The sequence below is a fragment of the Stutzerimonas stutzeri genome, from assembly GCF_024448935.1.
GTDB classification, from domain to species: Bacteria; Pseudomonadota; Gammaproteobacteria; order Pseudomonadales; family Pseudomonadaceae; genus Stutzerimonas; species Stutzerimonas stutzeri_AO.
Window position 1 is genome coordinate 1 of sequence record NZ_JAMOIE010000035.1, and the last position, 17,733, is coordinate 17,733.

Here is a 17,733-nt window from a genome sequence, read left to right on the forward strand (position 1 = left end):
TTATTTATGAAAAATCCCCTCACCAAAAGGATGGATCCTTTGATAGGGAAGCTGAAACTACTGGAAGAAGCGGATACAGGTCCTTTCATCTCTGAACTGAAAAAGCGTGACTCACCGACGATTCTGGGCTTTCTCAATCAGCACGGCTACAACATTGCGCAGCGTCAGCCAGCGGTGTTGGATAGCTTTCTGCAAGTCAACTACCTCCTGCGCGACGGGATCGGCATCAAGATGGCCTGCTCATTCAATGGGCGTGATCCCAAGGCCAATCTCAACGGGTCAGACTTCATTCCTGAGCTGATCGAGGATCTGGTAGGCGAGTCCCAAGACCGCTATGAGCTGTTTGCCATGGGCACCCGTGAACCCTGGCTCAGCGCGGGTGCGCGCAATCTGTTCGGAAACAGGCATTTCCATGCCATCGATGGCTTCAAGGCGGCCGAGGATTATCTGGCGTTCTACCAGAAGCACCACGTGCCTGGTCGCTATCCTATCATCGTGCTGGCCATGGGGATGCCCAAGCAGGAGCGCGTTGCGCTGCATCTGCAGAAGGCCATGGATACCCGTGCGCTGCTGATTTGCGGCGGCGCCATTCTGGACTTTTCGGCCGCGCGCTTCCCTCGTGCTCCGCTGTTCTTTCGCAAATTCGGACTGGAGTGGGCGTTTCGCATGCTGATCGAGCCGCGTCGTTTGTTCAAGCGTTACGCGATCGGGATTCCGGTGTTCTTCTACTACCTGCTGCGCAATACATTTTCAGGCAAACGCCAGGTAGGCGGCTGGAACGCGCTCAAGCGCGAGCCCTGAGCCACCCCCGCTGTCTGGCCATGGAGGGTCGCGGCAGAAAGGCGGTGATGACGGCTATCGCGGAATCACGCGCAACGACATCAGCAAGCTGAACAGGTAATGCGCCGAGAGCGTGATGGCGTAAATCAGTAAAACCGAAGTGATCGGCAACTCAAGCAGGTGACCGCTGGCGAAGCAGGCGATAGTCAGGGCCGTTCGCTGGACGTTCAAGATCAGCAGCAGGCGCTGGTGCTCGAACAGGGACAGCAAGTGGGACGCTGGCGCGTGAATGAACTGGAACAGCAGATAAATAGCCAGTATCGACGCCAGTTGCCCTGCCAGCTCCCACTGGGCCCCGAATGCCAGCGCAAACAAATCCTCCCCAACAGCCAGCAACACTAGCGCCGGTGTGATCGAGAGCGCCAGGAGCCGTTTGATCACCGAATAGGTGACTGCGCGTATTTCCTCGGGGCGTTTGCGCCCCAGCGAAGCGATCTCGGCGTAATAGGCTTTGCTGGTGGTGTAGCCCAGCAGATTCATCGGCAAAGCCAAGGTCATGAGTGCCAGTCCGAGCTGGCCGGTCGTTGCGGCGTTATAGATCGCAGCCGTCAACAGGAGAGGAGACTGGCTTGAGAATATCTGCAGCAGCTGTGCAGGAAGGCGGTAGATCGGAAAACCCCGATAGTGGCGCAGCATGGTTCTTGCGCGGTGGAGCGTAACGTGGCGCCAGAAGCGTCTGACGTCACCATGAACAGCCCGAATCACTGCCATCATGCCCGCGCCAGCACCTACCACGTGACCCAGCAGAAGCCCCAGCGGCATCAGCCCCGCCACCCCTAAGCCAATCTTCGCGCATGCCCCGACGACGCTCTGTTGCAGCTGAGTGCGGGCGATGATCGGATAAGCGCGTCTGCGCACTGCCCAGATCTGCAGAACTTCGTAGATCGCGGTAAGAAACAAGGCAAGCACGAGCAGCCCGCGGTAAGGCGTGATCGCCTCCATCGATATCCAGGTCAGTAGGGTTGGCCCTGCGAGCCATAGAACCAAGCCAATGACCATGGTCATCAGGACGAGTAGGGCGCTTGATAACGCCATCAGGGTCATTGCTGCCCCATCCCTGCTGGGGAGCGGGACCGCCAGTTCGTAGCGCAGCGTCATCAGGGGCGTCAGGATCAGCAGCATCGCTGTAAAGACGGACAGGATGCCGAAGTCCTCAGGGCTATAGATCCTGGTCAGGACCTGGATTGACAGCAACCCGATGATCTTCGCCATCCCGCTTCCGAGAGCCAGCGTTGCCATGCCCTTGAACACGTTGCCGAAGGAGCCACCCGATAGGCGCTGCCTGGCTGCTAGAAGCTTTCCTGACAGGTCCAGGCTTGCCATTTGAGGTCCCTCCTTGTGAGTGCGCCGCCAGCCAAGCGGAGGCATTCCATGCAGAAAAGTCATCGATCAGGATGTTGATCGTCGATGTCTGCGTAATAAGGCAAAGAAGATGTAGCTGCGGATGTATGAAGCTTTTAAGGCACTAAAGTTTCAATTGTTGCATCGGGGAGGTCGGGTTGTTAATGGTGTAATGTTCGCGGTGCTCGCGCTCACCGCCGAGCAACTCTTGCGATGGGTCACCTGAACCGCAGCGACGACCCCGACACCCCTGTTGCACAGGATCGCGCAGAATCCCGCGTGCCCGCAGATCAGAAATTGGATACTCCCTGACCACGTCCAGCCCCGGAGGCAGGTTCACGGCCTCCGGAATGGCCAAGCATTGTCCGGCGCGGGGCTGGCGGCACCTATCAGCACAATTTCAGTTGGAATTTCGCCAGAGCCTCCGCAGCCTTGGTTTTGGTGCACAGCCCATCAGCGCCGACCTGGCCGCGCCCGGCCCGGCCCGGCCTCCAAGTGCGCGAGCAAAACCATTCGGCTTAGAAAGCTGTGTCTAATTTTTTCGAACTTTCGCTGGAGTCTTGATTCCAACCTATTGGCTACAATCCCACTATCAAGAGAGAGGATGTATTAATGGCAATACGGACCGGTAACCTGATACTGAACATCTCCGTGATCGGGGCGCTGTCCGCCCCCTTATGTGCTGTGGCAGCTACGCCTTCGGACCCTATTTCCACCTTCGGTATATCCGGAAGCTACAATGAATACGAACTGGACTCGGATATAGGCTCGATCGATGGAGAGGACGAAAATCTTCCCAAGGGTGGGCTTTTCTATAGTTTTGGCAACAAGATGACGGGTGAAAGCGGGCTGGTCTATGAGGCTGGCGTGGCCGCAAAATACGGTGAGAAGGATGATAGCGAATTGCTGGAAGGCCAGTTCGATGTCGACGTGGGACTGCGGGCGGCACTGCAGGAAAACAACTACGTCGACTTCATCCTCGGCGGCGGTTACGCTTGGTCGCGCTTCGAGCCCGATGGAAGCTCCGATATAGAGTTGACCACCAAAGGCCCATTCGCCAAAGCCGCGGTCGGTTACAACCACAAGTTCAGCAGCACTACGATGCGCCTCGAGGCGGGGGCTCGCTACACCATCGATGGTGAGACGAAACTCGACGCGGATGACGTTGGCAGTGATACGGTCGATCTGGAAGATCGCGCCCATCCCTATGCGGAGCTGAGTTTCCTGTGGAACCAAGGGTATCGCGGCCTACCGGTCATGGCCTCGGTCTATTACACCCAGACGCGCTACGAACTTGACGAATCCCATGACGTACCGGGAGACACTGAGCTCAAGAACGACGAGATCGGCTTCAAGGTTGGCTTGGCATTCTGACGTGGCGGTGTCTGGTGACTGTAGGTCAGTCAGAGTGCCTGGACACGATGCGACCAGGTTACCGTTGAGAATGCCCGTCTCTGGCTCGGGGCAGTGCGCTACTTACTGATGATATGCGAGCGTGAGGCTTCAGTGCACCGATGGTCAGGGTGTGCGGAGGCGCTGCAGTAGGCGAGATATTCTGCGTAAGGGACTCCGCTCATTTGCGTTAGTTTCGATGCTGAATCAGTCATTTGCGTCCCATCGAGCTCCGATTGCACCCTTCGTCGATGGGGCGCCTTTTTATTTAGCGTGGGCCTGCCGGTTGTTTAGCAGCCGGTAAATGAGCCGTTTACGGGGTCTCCATCTAACCGGACTCAACTCCGCCATGGGCGGTTCGCTGGAGGCTCCTCGAGGCTCGGTGGCTTTCCGCGTGCGAGCGGCGGCGTAGGCGACACTGCCCGGGGCCGTCGGCCAGAAATGATGTCTCCGTAGCGCACCGGGGCGTGGCCGACCGCGAGTTCGAATACCCGGTAAAACACCATCCCGCGACTCTTCGAGTGGCGTCGGTTGAAGCGGAACACGAGCTCATTCCGATAGCTGGGCAGATGCGCATCGTCGACCGAGCCTTGGTGGGTGCCCAGCAACCAGCGCCTGCTCAAGGAGGCGACGCGGTCCACGGCGGGCAGCAGGTGGCTGACGTCCTCTTCGCGAGCCCGGACAGCGCGCTGACTGCGTGGTTTATGCTCATAGCCGAGCTTCTCCAGCCCCCAGTAGCCCCGCCAGCGGTCCGTGATGACAGTCGCACCTGGCTCACGTGATCCGTGACGAAGGCATGGCGTGATACCGACGACGCGTCCGCAAGCGGCGCCATCCGACACCGGCCGTAGCCCCTTGGCTCGTGGATCTCCATCACTGAGGAAACAGCGTCGGATCGGAAAAACACTGTACCAGGCGATCATAAACCAGGCGCACGCGCGCCGAGACGGGGGCTTGCTGCGGGCGGTACAGGAACAGGCTCCAGGGTGGCGGTGCGTGCTCCGGCAAAACGGCAGTCAGACGCCCATCGTGCAGATAGGGAAGGGCCAGATAGGCGGGCAGTTGGGCATAGACGAGTCCGGCCAGCACGGCCTCCAGTTCGGTCTCTGCATCGTCGCAGCTGAAGAACGTGTTTTCAGGATGAAACTGTTCGCGCTGGGCAAATAGCCAGGGCCATGGCCGTCCGATCTTGCGGTCGATGAGGAAGCTGAGAGGGCGCGCCGCCAGTGCCTCCAGCCCATCCGGTTCGCCGGTTCTGTTCAGCAACGCTGGCGATGCCACGATGTATAGCGGGACGTCGGCAACCCGGCGGGCGACATAGCCGCGATCCCTGACAAGACCCACCCTGATACCGATATCGATTTGCGCTTCGACCGAGTCGGTCAGTTGATCCTCCAGCCGTAGCTCGACCTGCAGGCCGGGATGTTCTTCGAGCAAAGGCCGCAGAAAGCGAAGCAAAAAACGCCGCCCAATGGCGCGGGGGGCGGTGATGCCGACACGACCCAGAATGTCCACCCGGGCCGCCTCCGCCTGGCGTTCAAATAAGTGATCAAAATCGGCCAGGGCCCGGCGCGATTTCCCCGCCAGGCTTCACCGAATGCGGTGACCTGGTTGTGACGGGTGTTGCGGTGAAAAAGGGGCTCGCCGAGTTGGCTTTCAAGCTGTTGGATGGCGCGGGTAACGGTCTGCGGAGAAATGCCGAGGCGGGTGGCGGCCTCGCGAAAATTCGTCGAATCGGCGGCCGTGCAAAAAATCCTGACCAGTTCCAGGCGGTTATGCATAGAGCGTCTCATTGTCTCACTTTGTGGAATAGCAAAATCCAGATTGTTCTATTCTAAGCTGAACATTGGCTTTGCATACTGAGCCGGTCATGGCAGACACCAACTGTCAGCCACCCTGCAGCAACCCTCAGGAGCAAACCATGAGCACTATTGCCGGTAAAGTCGTTGTCATCACCGGAGCCAGCAGTGGCCTGGGCGAGGCCACTGCCCGTCATCTGTCCGCGCTGGGCGCATCACTGGTACTCGGTGCCCGTCGCAAGGATCGTCTCGATCGTCTGGTCAAAGAACTCACCGAAGCAGGAGGCGGAGCTGTGGCCTACGCCACCGACGTAACCCGTGTCGGGGAGGTGAACGCTTTGATCCAGGGAGCGCTGGATACCTTCGGTCGAATTGATGTGCTGATCAATAACGCAGGCTTGATGGCCATTGCGCCGATGACCGAAGGCAAGATCGATGAGTGGGACCGGATGATTGATATCAATATCAAGGGCCTGCTCTATGGTGTGGCGGCCGCATTGCCGGTGTTTCAAAAACAGCAAAGCGGGCACATCATCAACATCGCCTCGGTCGCCGGGATCAAGGTGTTCAGCCCGGGTGGCACCGTGTATAGCGGTACCAAATATGCGGTCCGGGCGATCACCGAGGGGCTGCGCCATGAGTTGGGCGGAGCTGTCCGCACCACTATTATTTCACCGGGGGCGGTGGATTCGGAGCTGAAACTGGGCAGTTCTCATCCGGCCAGCGCGCAGGCGGTAGGGGAGTTCTACCAGCAGGCAATTCCAGCCGACACGGTAGCGCGTGCCATTGCCTATGCCATCGAGCAGCCGGCGGACGTTGATATCAATGAAATCGTGTTGCGCCCCACCGTACAAGAGTTCTGATCGGCTGCGCTGCCGGCCATCAGCCAAACGAAACTCCTGTTGCAGCTGGCCTGTCAGGTTCAAGACAACCTGATCCGATTTTCTTTTTCCGCAAGCAATCAGCACCGAGGGACTTGTTCATGAGCGAACAGAACGACATCTTGTTTCGTAGTTTCAAACTGGGCAACCTGACATTGCCCAACCGGATCGTCATGGCGCCATTGACGCGGTCGCGTGCTTCACAACCCGGCGATGTACCCAACGAGCTGAACGCTGAATACTACCGGCAGCGTGCCGGGGCTGGGTTGATCATCGCCGAGGCCACTCAGGTCTCGCCTCAGGGTAAAGGCTATGCCTTCACGCCTGGTATTCATTCGGAAGCCCAGGTAGACGGCTGGCGTAAGGTCACCGCGGCGGTGCATGAGGCGGGCGGGCGCATTCATCTTCAACTGTGGCACGTTGGGCGCATTTCTCATCCGCAACTGCAGCCCAATGGCGAGACGCCCGTCGCCCCTTCGGCGATCAAGCCGAAAGGTGCGCAAACTTACATCTCCGCTGAATCGGGAATGGTCGATATCCCCGAACCACGGGCGCTTGAGACCGATGAAATCCCTGCGGTGGTGGAGCAGTTCCGGATTGGCGCGGAAAACGCCGAACGTGCGGGTTTCGATGGGGTGGAAATCCATGCCGCCAATGGCTACCTGATCGACCAGTTCCTTCGCAGCGCAAGCAACCAGCGAACTGACGAATATGGCGGCTCGGTAGAAAACCGCCTGCGTTTTCCGATGATGGTCGTCGATGCGGTCATCGGAGTCTGGGGCGCCGAGCGTACGGGCATCCGCGTCAGCCCCACCGGCAGCTTCAATGACATGCGTGATGCCGATCCGGTCGCTACCTATGGCGCGTTCGCCAAGCGCCTCGACGCGGCAGGCATCGCCTACATCGAGGTGGTCGAAGATTCCTTCCAGGGCAATCTCGAAAAGGGGCGTCCGCAATCGGTCATCGAGGTGATCCGAGCCAACTTCAAAGGCCCGTATATCGGCAATGGTCATTACACCGCCGACGAGGCGCGCCAGCGTATCGAAGCGGGGCTATGCGATCTGGCGTCCTTCGGCCGTCCGTTCATTTCCAACCCCGATCTGCCCGAGCGATTCCGGCAAGGCGCGCCGTTGAACGAATGGGACTCCAGTTCGTTCTATGGTGGCGACGCGCGCGGCTACACCGATTATCCAGCGCTTGGCAATACCAGCCAGTCGTGACCACGGGCTCGTTCTTGCAAGCAGTGGCGGTTCGCATCCTGACATGGGGGGAGCCGCCGCGGTTGCGGCGGTAAGCTGAATCTGCAAGCGACAAGCGCGCCGCTCACGGTCCGCCGCGGCTCCGTCCACTTGTGGCGAGCGCCACTCACGGGGCATCGGCGTGCCCGGTTGACGTCTGAGCGCGGCTCAGCTCGTGCGCAACCTTCGCCAAAGCGTGGAGCGGCTGATGCCCAGTTGACGGGCTGCTTGCTCCAGGTTGCCTTGACAGTTTTCGACTGTCTGCCTGATATGTTGAAGCTCCGCCGCTTTGCCCCGCGCCTTGAGCGTCGGTTCGCCATTGCCTGCTGCAGAGGCCGTCACGGTGCCGCTCTGGTTGCCTTGAAACAATTCGGGAATCAGCAGCGCCAGGCGCTGCTCGTCGATTGCCTCGTCCGCCATCAGCTCGGCTGCTGACAAGATGGCGCGCTCGGTAATGTTTTCCAGTTCGCGGATATTGCCTGGCCAGCTATAGGTCATGAAGTAGGGCAGCAAGGCCTGCAGCAACTGAGCGGTTTTTTCTGGCGAGCGGTCGTCGAGGCTGAGCCGCTTAACCATGCCTTGTGCGATCAGCGCGATGTCCTCGGCGCGCTCGCGAAGCGGCGCGGTTTGCAGGCGCAGGATATTGAGTCGGTAGTAGGGATCCTTGCGGAACCGGCCAGCTTCGATGGCGGCGCGCAGATCATGATGAGTGGCGGCGATGATGCGCACATCTATGCTGGTCGGCTCGGTTGCGCCAAGGCGCGTCACTTCCTTTTCTTGCAGCACCCGCAAGAGCCGGGTCTGCAAGGAAACCGGCATGTCGCCGATCTCGTCGAGGAACACCGTGCCGCGATGGCCCACCTCGAACAGTCCGGGCTTCCCGCCCTTGCGTGAACCGCTGAACGCGCCTTCCTCATAGCCGAATCACCTTGTTTTCTTCACCGATCCCGCTGCGCAGCGCGTCCGCAACGTCGATGGCAGGGTTGAGCTCATGGAGCGGACGACCGGGCGCGAGGTTCGCCGGCACGCCCAGCAGTTGCTCCAGGGCAGGGTTGATCGAGCGGACGATGCCGTGGTTATCCAGCGCCGCGACCCCCGTGGGTATGTGCCGCAACACGCCGTCGAGATGGCGCCGCTTGGCGATCTCGATTCGTTGGCTATGCAGGATGCCGAGCGCTTCCTCCAGTGCCTTGCGCACCGTGTCGGCGCTCACGGGATTCGTGCCGCGCGTCCAGGCCACGGGGCGTGCATCCGGCCGATGCGCAACGGCTGCAGCCCGCCGCCGGCAAGGATGACGAGCCCATCCTCAATGAGTGCGAGCGTGGCGAAGACGTTGCCCTCAAGAGCTACCGCAAGGCGCTCGAGAAGGACCTGCCAGTGAATGTGCGTTCAGTGGTCGAGCGTCAGATGCAGGGCGCGCAGCGCAACCAGGGCCAGGCCGAGGCACTGCGCGACGCCGAGCGCGCCCGTAGCCGATCGATCCATGTTGCGAAAACGCCGGCCTCAGGGCCTGCGTTTTTGTCAATGCTGGACCCGTGATGCGTGCTGCTGCGTCATCCACCAACGGGTTCCGCCGTTCTGGTGAACGGAGCGTATTGATAGAGCTGTTCGGCTGACATGGGGCGGCTGAAATGATAGCCCTGCGCGATGTCGCAGCCCGCCAGCTTCAGGTAGACGAGCTGATCCCGCGTTTCCACGCCCTCGGCCACCACCGTCAAACCCAGGCGCTTCGCCAGCGTGATGGTGGACGAGACGATGGGGTTGTCGTCATAGCTGTTGGACAGTGGGGCGATCAACGCCCGGTCTATCTTCAGGGTATTGAGCGGCATCGAGTGCAGGTGGGCGAAGCCCGCATAGCCTCTGCCGAAGTCATCGAGGCTGATGCTCAGCCCTGCCACGCGCAGCCGTTCGAGATGCTCGACGGCCATGCCTTCATCATCGAGTACGACTGTTTCGGTAATCTCCAGCTCGAACTGCCAGGCTTCGATGCCGCGCTGCGCCAGTTCGTTGAGCAAACGATCACTGAAATCGGCTTGACGCAGCTGTATGGCCGAGACGTTGACGGCGAGTCGCGAGGATCGGCCCTGGCGCCGCCAACCTTTCAGTTCCTCCAGCGCGAGCCGTATCACTTCCCAGCCGAGTGCGACGATGAACCCGCTGCGCTCTGCCAGCGAAATGAAGCGATCCGGGTAGAGCAGGCCGAATTGCGGGTGCTCCCAGCGCACCAGTGCTTCATAACCAGAGACCTGCATCGAGTCCAGCTGGATTTGCGGCTGGTAGTGCAGGACGAATTGCCGCTCGCTCAACGCGGCAACCAGCGACTGCTCCAGGGAGAATTCATTGATATCCGTGAGGTTCAGGGAGGGGTCGAAGAACCGATACTGACCGCGGCCGGACTGCTTGGCCGAGTACATCGCCGCGTCAGCGCAGCGGATCAAACCGTCGACCTCCTGACCATCACGGGGACAGATGCTGACACCGATGCTCGGGCTGGTGTTGACCTCATGCTCATCGAGGGCATAGACGGCGGTGAGCTTGTTCACCAGCTCGCGGACCCAAGTGTCGATCTGCTCTTCGCTTCGGTCGCCCGCGAGCAGCACGACGAATTCATCACCACCGAAGCGCGCCGCCTGATCGCCGGACTCCAGCGCGCGGCTGATCCGTCCCGCCACGGCCTGCAGTAGCAGATCCCCGACCTTGTGCCCCAACGAATCGTTGATCGATTTGAAGCGATCCATGTCGATGAAGAGTACTGCCATCAAACGACGCCGGTTGCGCTGGCGAGCCAGGGTTTCAGCGCAAATATCCAGGAACTGCCGGCGATTGTGCAGGCCGCTCAGGTGGTCGGTAGCGGCTGCATGGGTGCTGCGCCGATGTTCATCCTCCAGACGACTGATCCGCTCTTGGTCGATCCGATGTGCCTGCTCCAGCGCGCAGAATGCCTCGTGGCGCCTCTGCAGCAGCCGCATCGCCCAGATCACCCCGCCAAGGATGAGCAACGTCATGCCTAGATTCACCCACAACTGACGGCCGAAACTGCGCGTGTGGGCCTCGAGAATTTCGTCGACCTGCTGGCTGACGACCACGCTGAAGCCACTGTCGCGAGCGCGGCTGTAAAGGCTCTGATATTCTTGGCCAATGCTGTAGTGGGCGGGCATGCCGGCATCCGGCGCCGCAGGCAGACCGGGTCTGAGGCGTTTGCCTGTGGCGGTCATCCCACCGTTTGTGAAGCGGAGCCGTTCCTCGTCAGCCCTGTCCAGCAATCGCACCAGCCCGGTATCACCCAGGTCGGCGTAATTGAGCAGAACGGCGAGTGGGCTGACGTCCAGCTGCACCAACAGGATGCGCTCCAGCTCAATCGAGTCGGGGCTGGTCAACGGTATCAGAAAAGGCAACCGCCAGCTCGCAGGCTCTGCGGCCTGCCGCGACGCCATGAGTGGCAGGAAGGGCGTGTTACCCTGTTGCGCAATGTGGGCGCGGAATTCGGCGAGCCATTGTTCTGGCAATGGCTGGGTGCCAGGCGGGCTGGCGTTGAGCAGTCGCCCGTTCAGATCGTAGAGGTTCAAGCGCTTGAGGGTAGGCTCCTCGGCGAGCATGCGAGCGAGGCGTTGATCATCGGAGCTGAAGCTGTCGCTCAACATCAGGTTACCGATTACCCGCACCCGGTCGACGTGTTGTCGCAGGTTTTCCGCAGCACTACGGGCCAGGCTGAGATGCTCGGCGGCCTTGGCCTGCAACGCCGCCCTTCGTGATGTCTGTCCGTGGTGCCAATACGATCCCCACAGGAACGCCAGCGTGGCTATACAGAGCGATAGCAACAGCGCCTGAGGAAACATGGGGGAGGACAGGAACCGTCGAATCACGGCAGGGCACTCATTGCGGTGTGATGGCAAAGTATCATCACGTTATGTCATGGCGATGACAGCATTGGGAGGCGCACATTGGCTGGCTGCAGATGCTCCGCCGCGAATCGCCGGCAGAAGGACGGTCCTGCCCACAAAGGTCCCCATCGCTCAGGCAAAATCAAACGAACTGCTAAGCTGTTTCACCCGTTTTCCGGAACCCGATGCTCATGAATTCCTTCATTTCCCCATCGAGTGACGAGACCAGCGCACAGCGCGCCGAGCTGGCGCGGCTGGTCGAAGGCGCCGTCAGCGGCGACGGCATGCACCCGACCGCCATCGAGCCGCTGCATCTGATCCGTTGCGCAACGCCTGGCGAGATGACTTATGGCCTGCACAAGCCGGCGTTGTGCGTCATCGTTCAGGGCGGCAAGGAAGTGCGCCTGGCTGACGAGCTGTATCGCTATGACCCGCTGCACTATCTGGTGATGTCGGTGACGCTGCCTGTTGCCGGCTGCGTGATCCGGGCATCCAGCGATGAGCCTTACATCTGCATTCGGCTGGACATCGATCCATCACTGATTGCCGGGCTGGTTGCCGACGCCACCCTGGCGCCAGCGCCGGATGATACCGCAGCGCGTGGCCTCTATCTGGACCGTATCGACGCGCCGCTGCTGGACGCCACCCTGCGGCTGGTGCGCCTGCTGAACAACCCAAAGGACATCCCGGTCCTCGCGCCATTGGCAGTGCGCGAGATTTTCTACCGACTGCTCAGCGGGCCGCAGGGCCACCATCTTCAGGCGGTGGCGCTGCAAAGCAGTCAGTCGCACCGGGTCAACGATGCGATCGAATGGCTCAATCGCAACTACGTCGAGCCGCTGCGCATCGATGAGTTAGCGCGACGGGTCAACCTCAGCAGCTCCAGCCTGCATCATCGATTCAAGGCACTGACGGCCATGAGTCCGCTGCAGTATCAGAAGCAGCTTCGCCTGCAGGAAGCCCGCCGGTTGCTGGTGGCCGAAGGGTTGGACGTATCGGCGGCGGGTTACCGGGTGGGCTATGAAAGCCCCTCGCAATTCAGCCGGGAATACAGCCGCTTGTTCGGCGCCTCCCCGGTCAAGGACCTGGCCCGCCTGCGCAGCATGGCCTGATCTCAGCGCGCCGAGTCGTGCCCTTGGCTGGGCTTGAGTTCGAAGGCAATGGACCAGTTGTAGAGCGGGTAGGGCTTGCCCACCAGCGCCTCGATGTTTGCTTCTTCCGGCATGCCTTCGTCGGGCAGGTATTCGTAGTGGGCGTCCGCTACGGTCGGGTCGCTGTCATGCAGCTCACCGGCGCCGCCTGTTGCATGGCTGGCGTAGCGGATGGTCGGGATGCCCGCCAGATCGCGGCCGACGACCAGACGCAACAGGGTATCGGCGGCGGCTTCGATGTTTTCCACCGGCACCTTGCCCCTGTCATCGGTGATGACGAAACCATAGTTCTCGATCATCTGCGCCTTGTGCCCGAGATAGGGCTCGCTGAATGCCAGCGGGGGGTGTGGCACGTGGAAGTCCATCAGGATTTCACGGCCTTCGACCGTCGCGTGCAGCGGTGATAGCGGTTGCCAACCGCGTTGCTCGACCACCACTTGATGGAACACCTTGCCGAGCATCTGGCCGAACCAGCGGTAGCCATTGGCGGATAGGTGCGTGCCTTTGTCGACGTAGGGATAGACCGGGCCGGCGAGGTACCAGTTGGGCTCTTCCTGCGCCAGTTCCCATTGTGCAAGACCGATGTCCAGGCTGCCATCGACGACCGACGTCTTGGCGTCGGTCTGGTAACTGATGAACGCAGGCATCCGCTCCTGGCCGATGGCCTTGGCGGTGTCCTCGTTCAGGTCGTTGCGCAGTTGACGCAGCATCTTCTTGTAGGTGGCCTTGTCATTGACGCCGCCCTGGACTTCGGCATAGTCGTATTCGCCCTGCAACCAGAACAGCGCGCTGAGGGTGTAGCTGGCATCCTCGGCTTGCGCGACCTGCCGGGCCTGATTCACCGCCTGGAGCACGCGCTTGTATTCGTGGGTGCCGCCGACCTTCGATAGCTGTGCAATGGAACGGCCGGAGGTGGCGGCGTTGCTGGCGACCAGCAAATGCGCTGGGTCGGCCTTGATGCCTTCGCTGTCGAGATAGAGCCGCCGGGCCATGTTCAAGGCGCCCACCTCGACCGACTCGCCTTCTTCCTGCGCCTGTTCGTCCAGCTGCGCGACGGCCTGCGGGTCGAGCAGAACCTTGGGGTCACGTTTGAGCTGCACCACCGCCTGCAGCGGCTTGAACGCGGCACCACCGACCGGCACGAAACGATCACCACTGAAGGTCGCTGAGCGCGTCGCGTCGCCCAGCATCAGGTTGTCGTAGCCCGGCTTTTTCGACAGTGCAGGCCAGCCCTCGGCAGCGGAGGCCAGCGACTGGCCAAAGGTGATGACGTGGTTGTACGTCGCGTCGAGCGCTGGCGGCTGATGCTTGGGTTGCTCGATCATCTGTTGGCTCCAGCGCTTGTTCTGCGCGTCGCGCGCCGCGATAGCCTGTTCATCGGCATGGGCGAGCAGGGCGGTGCCTGATAACAGCAGGCCGCTGAAGGCGGCGCAAGCGATCGGGGTGCGAGGGGCCAGGAAGGTGCGGCGGGACTGGTTGCCAGCAGTGGGCATCGATCGGTTCCTTGTGATTGAGGCGCAAACGAGCGCGATGCAGGGGGTGGCGGCCTGATGCGGCGTAGCGCAAGCGCAGGGCTGGTGTTTCGACGGCCTGGGATGCGCTTAGTTCTGATGGAGTGGGCGCCGGGCCCGAGCCATCAAGGCGATGCACATCGAGCGGCAAGGCAGTGCGGATTCAAGATGGTTTCAGAACGGCAGGCCGATCAATCAGGCCTCGATGGTTTCAATCACGTTCTTTAGGGCTGCTGCCAATTCTTCCAGCCGGTAGGGTTTGGCCAGTACCTGTACGCCTTCGGCTTCGGCCGTTTGCTTGATTGCTTCGGCGTAGCCACTGGTGAGCAGAACCGGCACGCCGAACTGGCGCGCCCGGATTTCCCGTGCCAGTTCCAGGCCGTTCATGCCGCCGGGCATCATCACGTCGGAGAACACGACATCGACTTCCCGCTCATTGGCGAGCGCACCCAGCGCTGCTGCGGCGCTGGCGGCATAGGTCACCTCATAGCCGAGGTGTTCGAGCATTTCGCCCACCAGTGCGGCCACTTCGTCATCGTCGTCAACCAGCAGTACGTTGCCGGCCGAGCGCCGGGCCGGCTCGTTCACCTGCGGTTGGTCCTTCGCCGGGCTCGGCAAGTTGACCGAGCGCGGCAGCAACATCACCACGCTGGTGCCCTGGCCGCACTCGGTGTCGATCCACACCGTGCCGCCGGATTGCCGCGCGAAGCCGTACACCTGAGCGAGGCCGAGCCCTGATCCCTTGCCGATTTCCTTGGTCGTGAAGAAGGGATCGAAGACCCGATTGCGAACCTCAGCGGGGATGCCGACGCCGGAATCGATGACCGCCAGGCGAACAAAATCGCCCCGGCGACCCAGCACCTGCTCGCCGGGTGCGTTGCAGGCCTGCAGAAGAATCGAGCCACCTTCAGGCATTGCATCGCGCGCATTGACCGCGAGGTTGAGGATGACCAGCTCGAGTTCGCCTGGATCCACCTCGACGGGCCAAAGGTCTGCTGCAAATTCTTCTTTCACGTGCACATCGCCGCGCAAGCTGCGGTCAAGCAGTTCGCGCATCTGGCTGATCCGCTGAGCCAGGTCGACGGCTTCCGGCGCCAATGACTGACGACGGGAAAACGCGAGCAGCTGACGGGTCAGTGCCGAGCCGCGCTGGGCGGCTTGTCGCATGCCGTCCATGAGACGCTTGCGGCGCTCAGGATCGGCGCGGCGATCAAGCATGTCGAGCCCGCCAGAGATCACCATCAGCAGGTTGTTGAAGTCGTGGGCGATGCCACCGGTGAGCTGGCCGATGGCTTCGATCTTCTGCGTTTGCCGCAGGGTTTCTTCGATGTGCGCACGCTCGGCCATCTGCGTGCGCAACTCGAGGTTGGTGCGTTCCAGTTCGCTGGTGCGCTCCACCACCAGTGCTTCGAGCTCTTGTGAGGCCCGTTCGCGCGCGACGATCAGTGCGCGCACTTCGTACTGGCGCAGGCGGCCCCGTACGGCGGCCTGAACGGCGCTGGTCAGGGTGATGCTCTGCACGGGCCGCTCCAGCAGCGAGACGTTGCGCAGCGCCGCCACCATGCGCTGACGCCAGGCGGCAACGGCGGGCTGTTGGTGCTTGCTGGTGAGGACCACGAACGGGAAGTCCGACCAGGGCGGTTGCTGATCGACCCAGTCGGACAAGGCCTTCAGATCATGGCCAAAAAGGCCTTCTTCGGCGATGAACACCGCCGAGGCATCGGTTTCGGCGCGTTGCAGCGCTTCATCGACGCCGTGACAGACCACCGCATCCATGCCGCTGCGGCGCAGCAGTTCGGCTGTGGCCGGGCCATCCCGGCCGATGGGGGCGTAGACGACGATCAGCGGATGCTCTGGTTTAGTGGGCGTCGTCATGCTCGTCTGTCAGTAGCTGAGTCGCATCACCGGTGTATTCCGGTGTGCCCGATAGAATCCCGCTGAAGTGACTCAGCGGTGGCCCGACCTCGACGCCGGTAGTGCTGAGCCGGTATTCGCGAACGGTGTTCTCGTGTCGCCCGCTGCGCTTCTTGACCACGGACAAGGCCCTGCGGACGATGCCGGCGTGCTCGAAGTAGCGCAGCATGATAACCGCATCGCTGAGGTAGCTGATATCGATTGGCGTATCCATCGGGCCTACCAGCCCATGCTGGGCCAGGACCATGATGCTGATGACGCCTTTCTGCCCCAGGTAGCTCAGCAGCTCGTGCATCTGCAGGATCAGGAAGCGGCCATCCGGCATCGCATGCAGGTAGCCGTTGAGGCTGTCCAGAATTACCAATTTCGAGCCTTGCTCTTCAACGCTGCGACGCACGGCTGCGGTGAATTCACCGGGCGACAACTCAGCCGGGTCAACCTGTTGCAGATGCAGCAGGCCCTGTTCGATCCAGGGCTCCACGGCAAGCCCTAGCGACCGTCCGCGCGCCAGCAGCGTGCCGATGTTTTCGTCGAAGATGAAGAAGGCGACCTGCTCGCCGCGCCTGCATGCGGCGACCGCGAAACTCAATGCCAGGGACGACTTGCCGACGCCCGCTGCCCCGACCAACAGCGCGTTGGTGCCACGCTCCAGGCCGCCGCCAAGCATGGTATTCAGTGCGGCATTGCCGGATGAGGCCGCCTCGCCAATGTAGCGGGAGTGATGCTCGGCGGCGATCAGGCGCGGGAAGATCTGCAGCCCGCCCTTGCGGATGACGAAGTCGTGATAGCCGCCGCGAAACTGGATGCCGCGCATCTTCACCACGCGCAAACGCCGCCGCTCGGCGCCGTAGTCGATGGCCAACTGCTCCAGCATGACCACGCCGTGGGAGATCGAGTGCAACTGCAGGTCGCCCAGTTCCGAGGTCTGGTCGTCCAGCAGGATCACGGTGCAGCGGCGGGTGGTGAAGAAGTGCTTGAATGCCAATACCTGACGCCGATAGCGCAGCGGGCTTTGCGCCAGCAGGCGCATTTCCGAGAGGCTGTCGAAGATCACCCGGGTCGGGTTGGTTTGTGTCACGCGGTCGAAGACTTGCTGGGTGGTTTCGCTCAGTTCCATCTCTGCCGGATGCAGGACGGTCAGTTCGAGTTCGGGGTCGAGGCTGGCCTCGGGGGTTACCAGCTCGAACACGTCGATGCCCTCGAGCGACCACCCGTGCCGCTTGGCGACCAGTTCCAGTTCTTGCTTGGTTTCCGACAGGGTCACATACAGGACCCGTTCGCCCTGACGAACGCCCTCCAGCAGGAACTGCATGGCGATGGTGGTTTTGCCGGCGCCCGGGCTGCCTTCGTAGAGGTACATCCGGTTCGGGTCCAGGCCGCCGCCGAGGATGTCATCCAGGCCTTCGCTGCCGGTGGAAATACGCGGGAAGTCTTCGTCCGGGTTGAAGGAAGGATCAATGCGATCGGTCATTCCGTACTCCTTACGTGGGCTTCTGCATGAATGAAGCCGCGTTTGTTGTTCCTGCCGGCCGAGTCCATACATTCAGGACAAGGGCCATGCGGAACACGCCCGTAAAGTGCCTAATCGGCGGGTCGGGCTAAAACCCTCTCGAGCAATCGCCAGGGGCATACCGAGCGAGCGTGTTACAGGCGTTCGGCGGACGATAGCCGAGGGGCGCAGTCAGATAATCCGACTCGTTTTCCCCTGGCCCGTTCCGTGTCAGCCTGTTTACCAAGCGCGCTCAGCCGGCTCCATTGCGGGCTTGATAGCCCGCCAGGCCTGGC

15 protein-coding genes and 1 pseudogene are annotated in these 17,733 nt (G+C 61.5%); 6 read left to right on the forward strand and 10 right to left on the reverse strand.

The genetic code is table 11. From position 1 onward, the window contains the following. The first annotated feature begins 30 nt into the window (after positions 1–30). Positions 31–801 (forward strand): WecB/TagA/CpsF family glycosyltransferase, encoded by a 771-nt coding sequence (locus NA637_RS11750; protein WP_256072460.1) that lies wholly within the window; start codon positions 31–33, stop codon positions 799–801. 54 nt (positions 802–855) lie between these two features. Here NA637_RS11750 and NA637_RS11755 read toward each other — a convergent pair whose 3' ends face one another. Beyond that, positions 856–2,163 carry an oligosaccharide flippase family protein gene (locus NA637_RS11755; protein WP_256072421.1) on the reverse strand — a complete coding sequence of 436 codons (1,308 nt, stop codon included), beginning with the start codon at positions 2,161–2,163 and terminating at the stop codon, positions 856–858. Positions 2,164–2,793: 630 nt separating this feature from the next. Between NA637_RS11755 and NA637_RS11760 the strand changes: the two genes are divergently transcribed. Beyond that, positions 2,794–3,555, forward strand: a complete 762-nt coding sequence (locus NA637_RS11760) for an outer membrane beta-barrel protein (RefSeq protein WP_256072422.1) — start codon at positions 2,794–2,796, stop codon at positions 3,553–3,555. Between the two features lie 356 nt (positions 3,556–3,911). On the opposite strand, the gene NA637_RS25695 is transcribed toward NA637_RS11760, so the two are convergent. From NA637_RS25695 to NA637_RS11770, 3 genes are read right to left on the reverse strand one after another with little or no spacing between them, the layout of a single operon-like run. Then, the gene (locus tag NA637_RS25695) at positions 3,912–4,496 is read right to left on the reverse strand and encodes a transposase (RefSeq protein WP_423836722.1); all 585 of its coding nucleotides are present in this window, start codon (positions 4,494–4,496) and stop codon (positions 3,912–3,914) included. After that, on the reverse strand, positions 4,447–5,031 hold the full coding sequence (locus NA637_RS11765) for a substrate binding domain-containing protein (protein WP_256072423.1): 585 nt from the start codon (positions 5,029–5,031) through the stop codon (positions 4,447–4,449). Before NA637_RS11765 ends, NA637_RS25695 begins: the two co-directional genes overlap by 50 nt. Beyond that, the gene (locus tag NA637_RS11770) at positions 4,956–5,354 is read right to left on the reverse strand and encodes a helix-turn-helix domain-containing protein (protein ID WP_256072424.1); all 399 of its coding nucleotides are present in this window, start codon (positions 5,352–5,354) and stop codon (positions 4,956–4,958) included. The genes NA637_RS11765 and NA637_RS11770 overlap by 76 nt, the downstream gene beginning before the upstream one ends. Positions 5,355–5,494: 140 nt before the next feature. On the opposite strand from NA637_RS11770, the gene NA637_RS11775 reads away from it, so the two are divergent. Together NA637_RS11775 and NA637_RS11780 are read left to right on the forward strand one after the other, a co-directional pair. Further along, the gene (locus tag NA637_RS11775; protein WP_256072425.1) at positions 5,495–6,235 is read left to right on the forward strand and encodes an SDR family oxidoreductase; all 741 of its coding nucleotides are present in this window, start codon (positions 5,495–5,497) and stop codon (positions 6,233–6,235) included. Between the two features lie 119 nt (positions 6,236–6,354). Next, positions 6,355–7,473: an alkene reductase gene (locus tag NA637_RS11780; RefSeq protein WP_256072426.1), complete on the forward strand. Its 1,119-nt coding sequence runs from the start codon at positions 6,355–6,357 to the stop codon at positions 7,471–7,473. 186 nt (positions 7,474–7,659) lie between these two features. Here the strand turns inward: NA637_RS11780 and NA637_RS11785 are convergent, their stop codons facing one another. Both NA637_RS11785 and NA637_RS25525 read right to left on the reverse strand, forming a co-directional pair. Next, positions 7,660–8,361, reverse strand: a complete 702-nt coding sequence (locus NA637_RS11785) for a sigma 54-interacting transcriptional regulator (RefSeq protein ID WP_272889003.1) — start codon at positions 8,359–8,361, stop codon at positions 7,660–7,662. A 43-nt stretch (positions 8,362–8,404) separates the two neighbouring features. Further along, positions 8,405–8,731: a PAS domain-containing protein gene (locus NA637_RS25525; RefSeq protein ID WP_256072428.1), complete on the reverse strand. Its 327-nt coding sequence runs from the start codon at positions 8,729–8,731 to the stop codon at positions 8,405–8,407. Between the two features lie 44 nt (positions 8,732–8,775). Here NA637_RS25525 and NA637_RS11795 point away from each other — a divergent pair. Further along, positions 8,776–8,961, forward strand: a pseudogene (locus tag NA637_RS11795) (PA2169 family four-helix-bundle protein); the annotation flags it as partial. An 83-nt stretch (positions 8,962–9,044) separates the two neighbouring features. On the opposite strand, the gene NA637_RS11800 reads toward NA637_RS11795, so the two are convergent. Continuing rightward, a complete protein-coding gene (locus NA637_RS11800) occupies positions 9,045–11,354 on the reverse strand; it encodes a putative bifunctional diguanylate cyclase/phosphodiesterase (RefSeq protein WP_256072429.1) in 2,310 nt (769 codons plus the stop codon). A 209-nt stretch (positions 11,355–11,563) separates the two neighbouring features. On the opposite strand from NA637_RS11800, the gene NA637_RS11805 reads away from it, so the two are divergent. Beyond that, positions 11,564–12,484, forward strand: coding sequence for an AraC family transcriptional regulator N-terminal domain-containing protein (locus NA637_RS11805; protein WP_423836723.1), 921 nt, complete (start codon positions 11,564–11,566; stop codon positions 12,482–12,484). 2 nt (positions 12,485–12,486) lie between these two features. On the opposite strand, the gene NA637_RS11810 is transcribed toward NA637_RS11805, so the two are convergent. The 3 genes from NA637_RS11810 to NA637_RS11820 all read right to left on the reverse strand — a co-directional run bounded on the left by NA637_RS11810 (position 12,487) and on the right by NA637_RS11820 (position 17,419). Beyond that, complete coding sequence (locus tag NA637_RS11810) at positions 12,487–14,016, reverse strand: sialate O-acetylesterase (RefSeq protein WP_256072431.1); 1,530 nt, start codon at positions 14,014–14,016, stop codon at positions 12,487–12,489. A 213-nt stretch (positions 14,017–14,229) separates the two neighbouring features. Beyond that, complete coding sequence (locus NA637_RS11815; RefSeq protein ID WP_256072432.1) at positions 14,230–15,909, reverse strand: response regulator; 1,680 nt, start codon at positions 15,907–15,909, stop codon at positions 14,230–14,232. Further along, positions 15,893–17,419, reverse strand: coding sequence for an ATPase domain-containing protein (locus NA637_RS11820; RefSeq protein ID WP_256072433.1), 1,527 nt, complete (start codon positions 17,417–17,419; stop codon positions 15,893–15,895). Before NA637_RS11820 ends, NA637_RS11815 begins: the two co-directional genes overlap by 17 nt. Between the last annotated feature and the right edge of the window lie 314 nt (positions 17,420–17,733).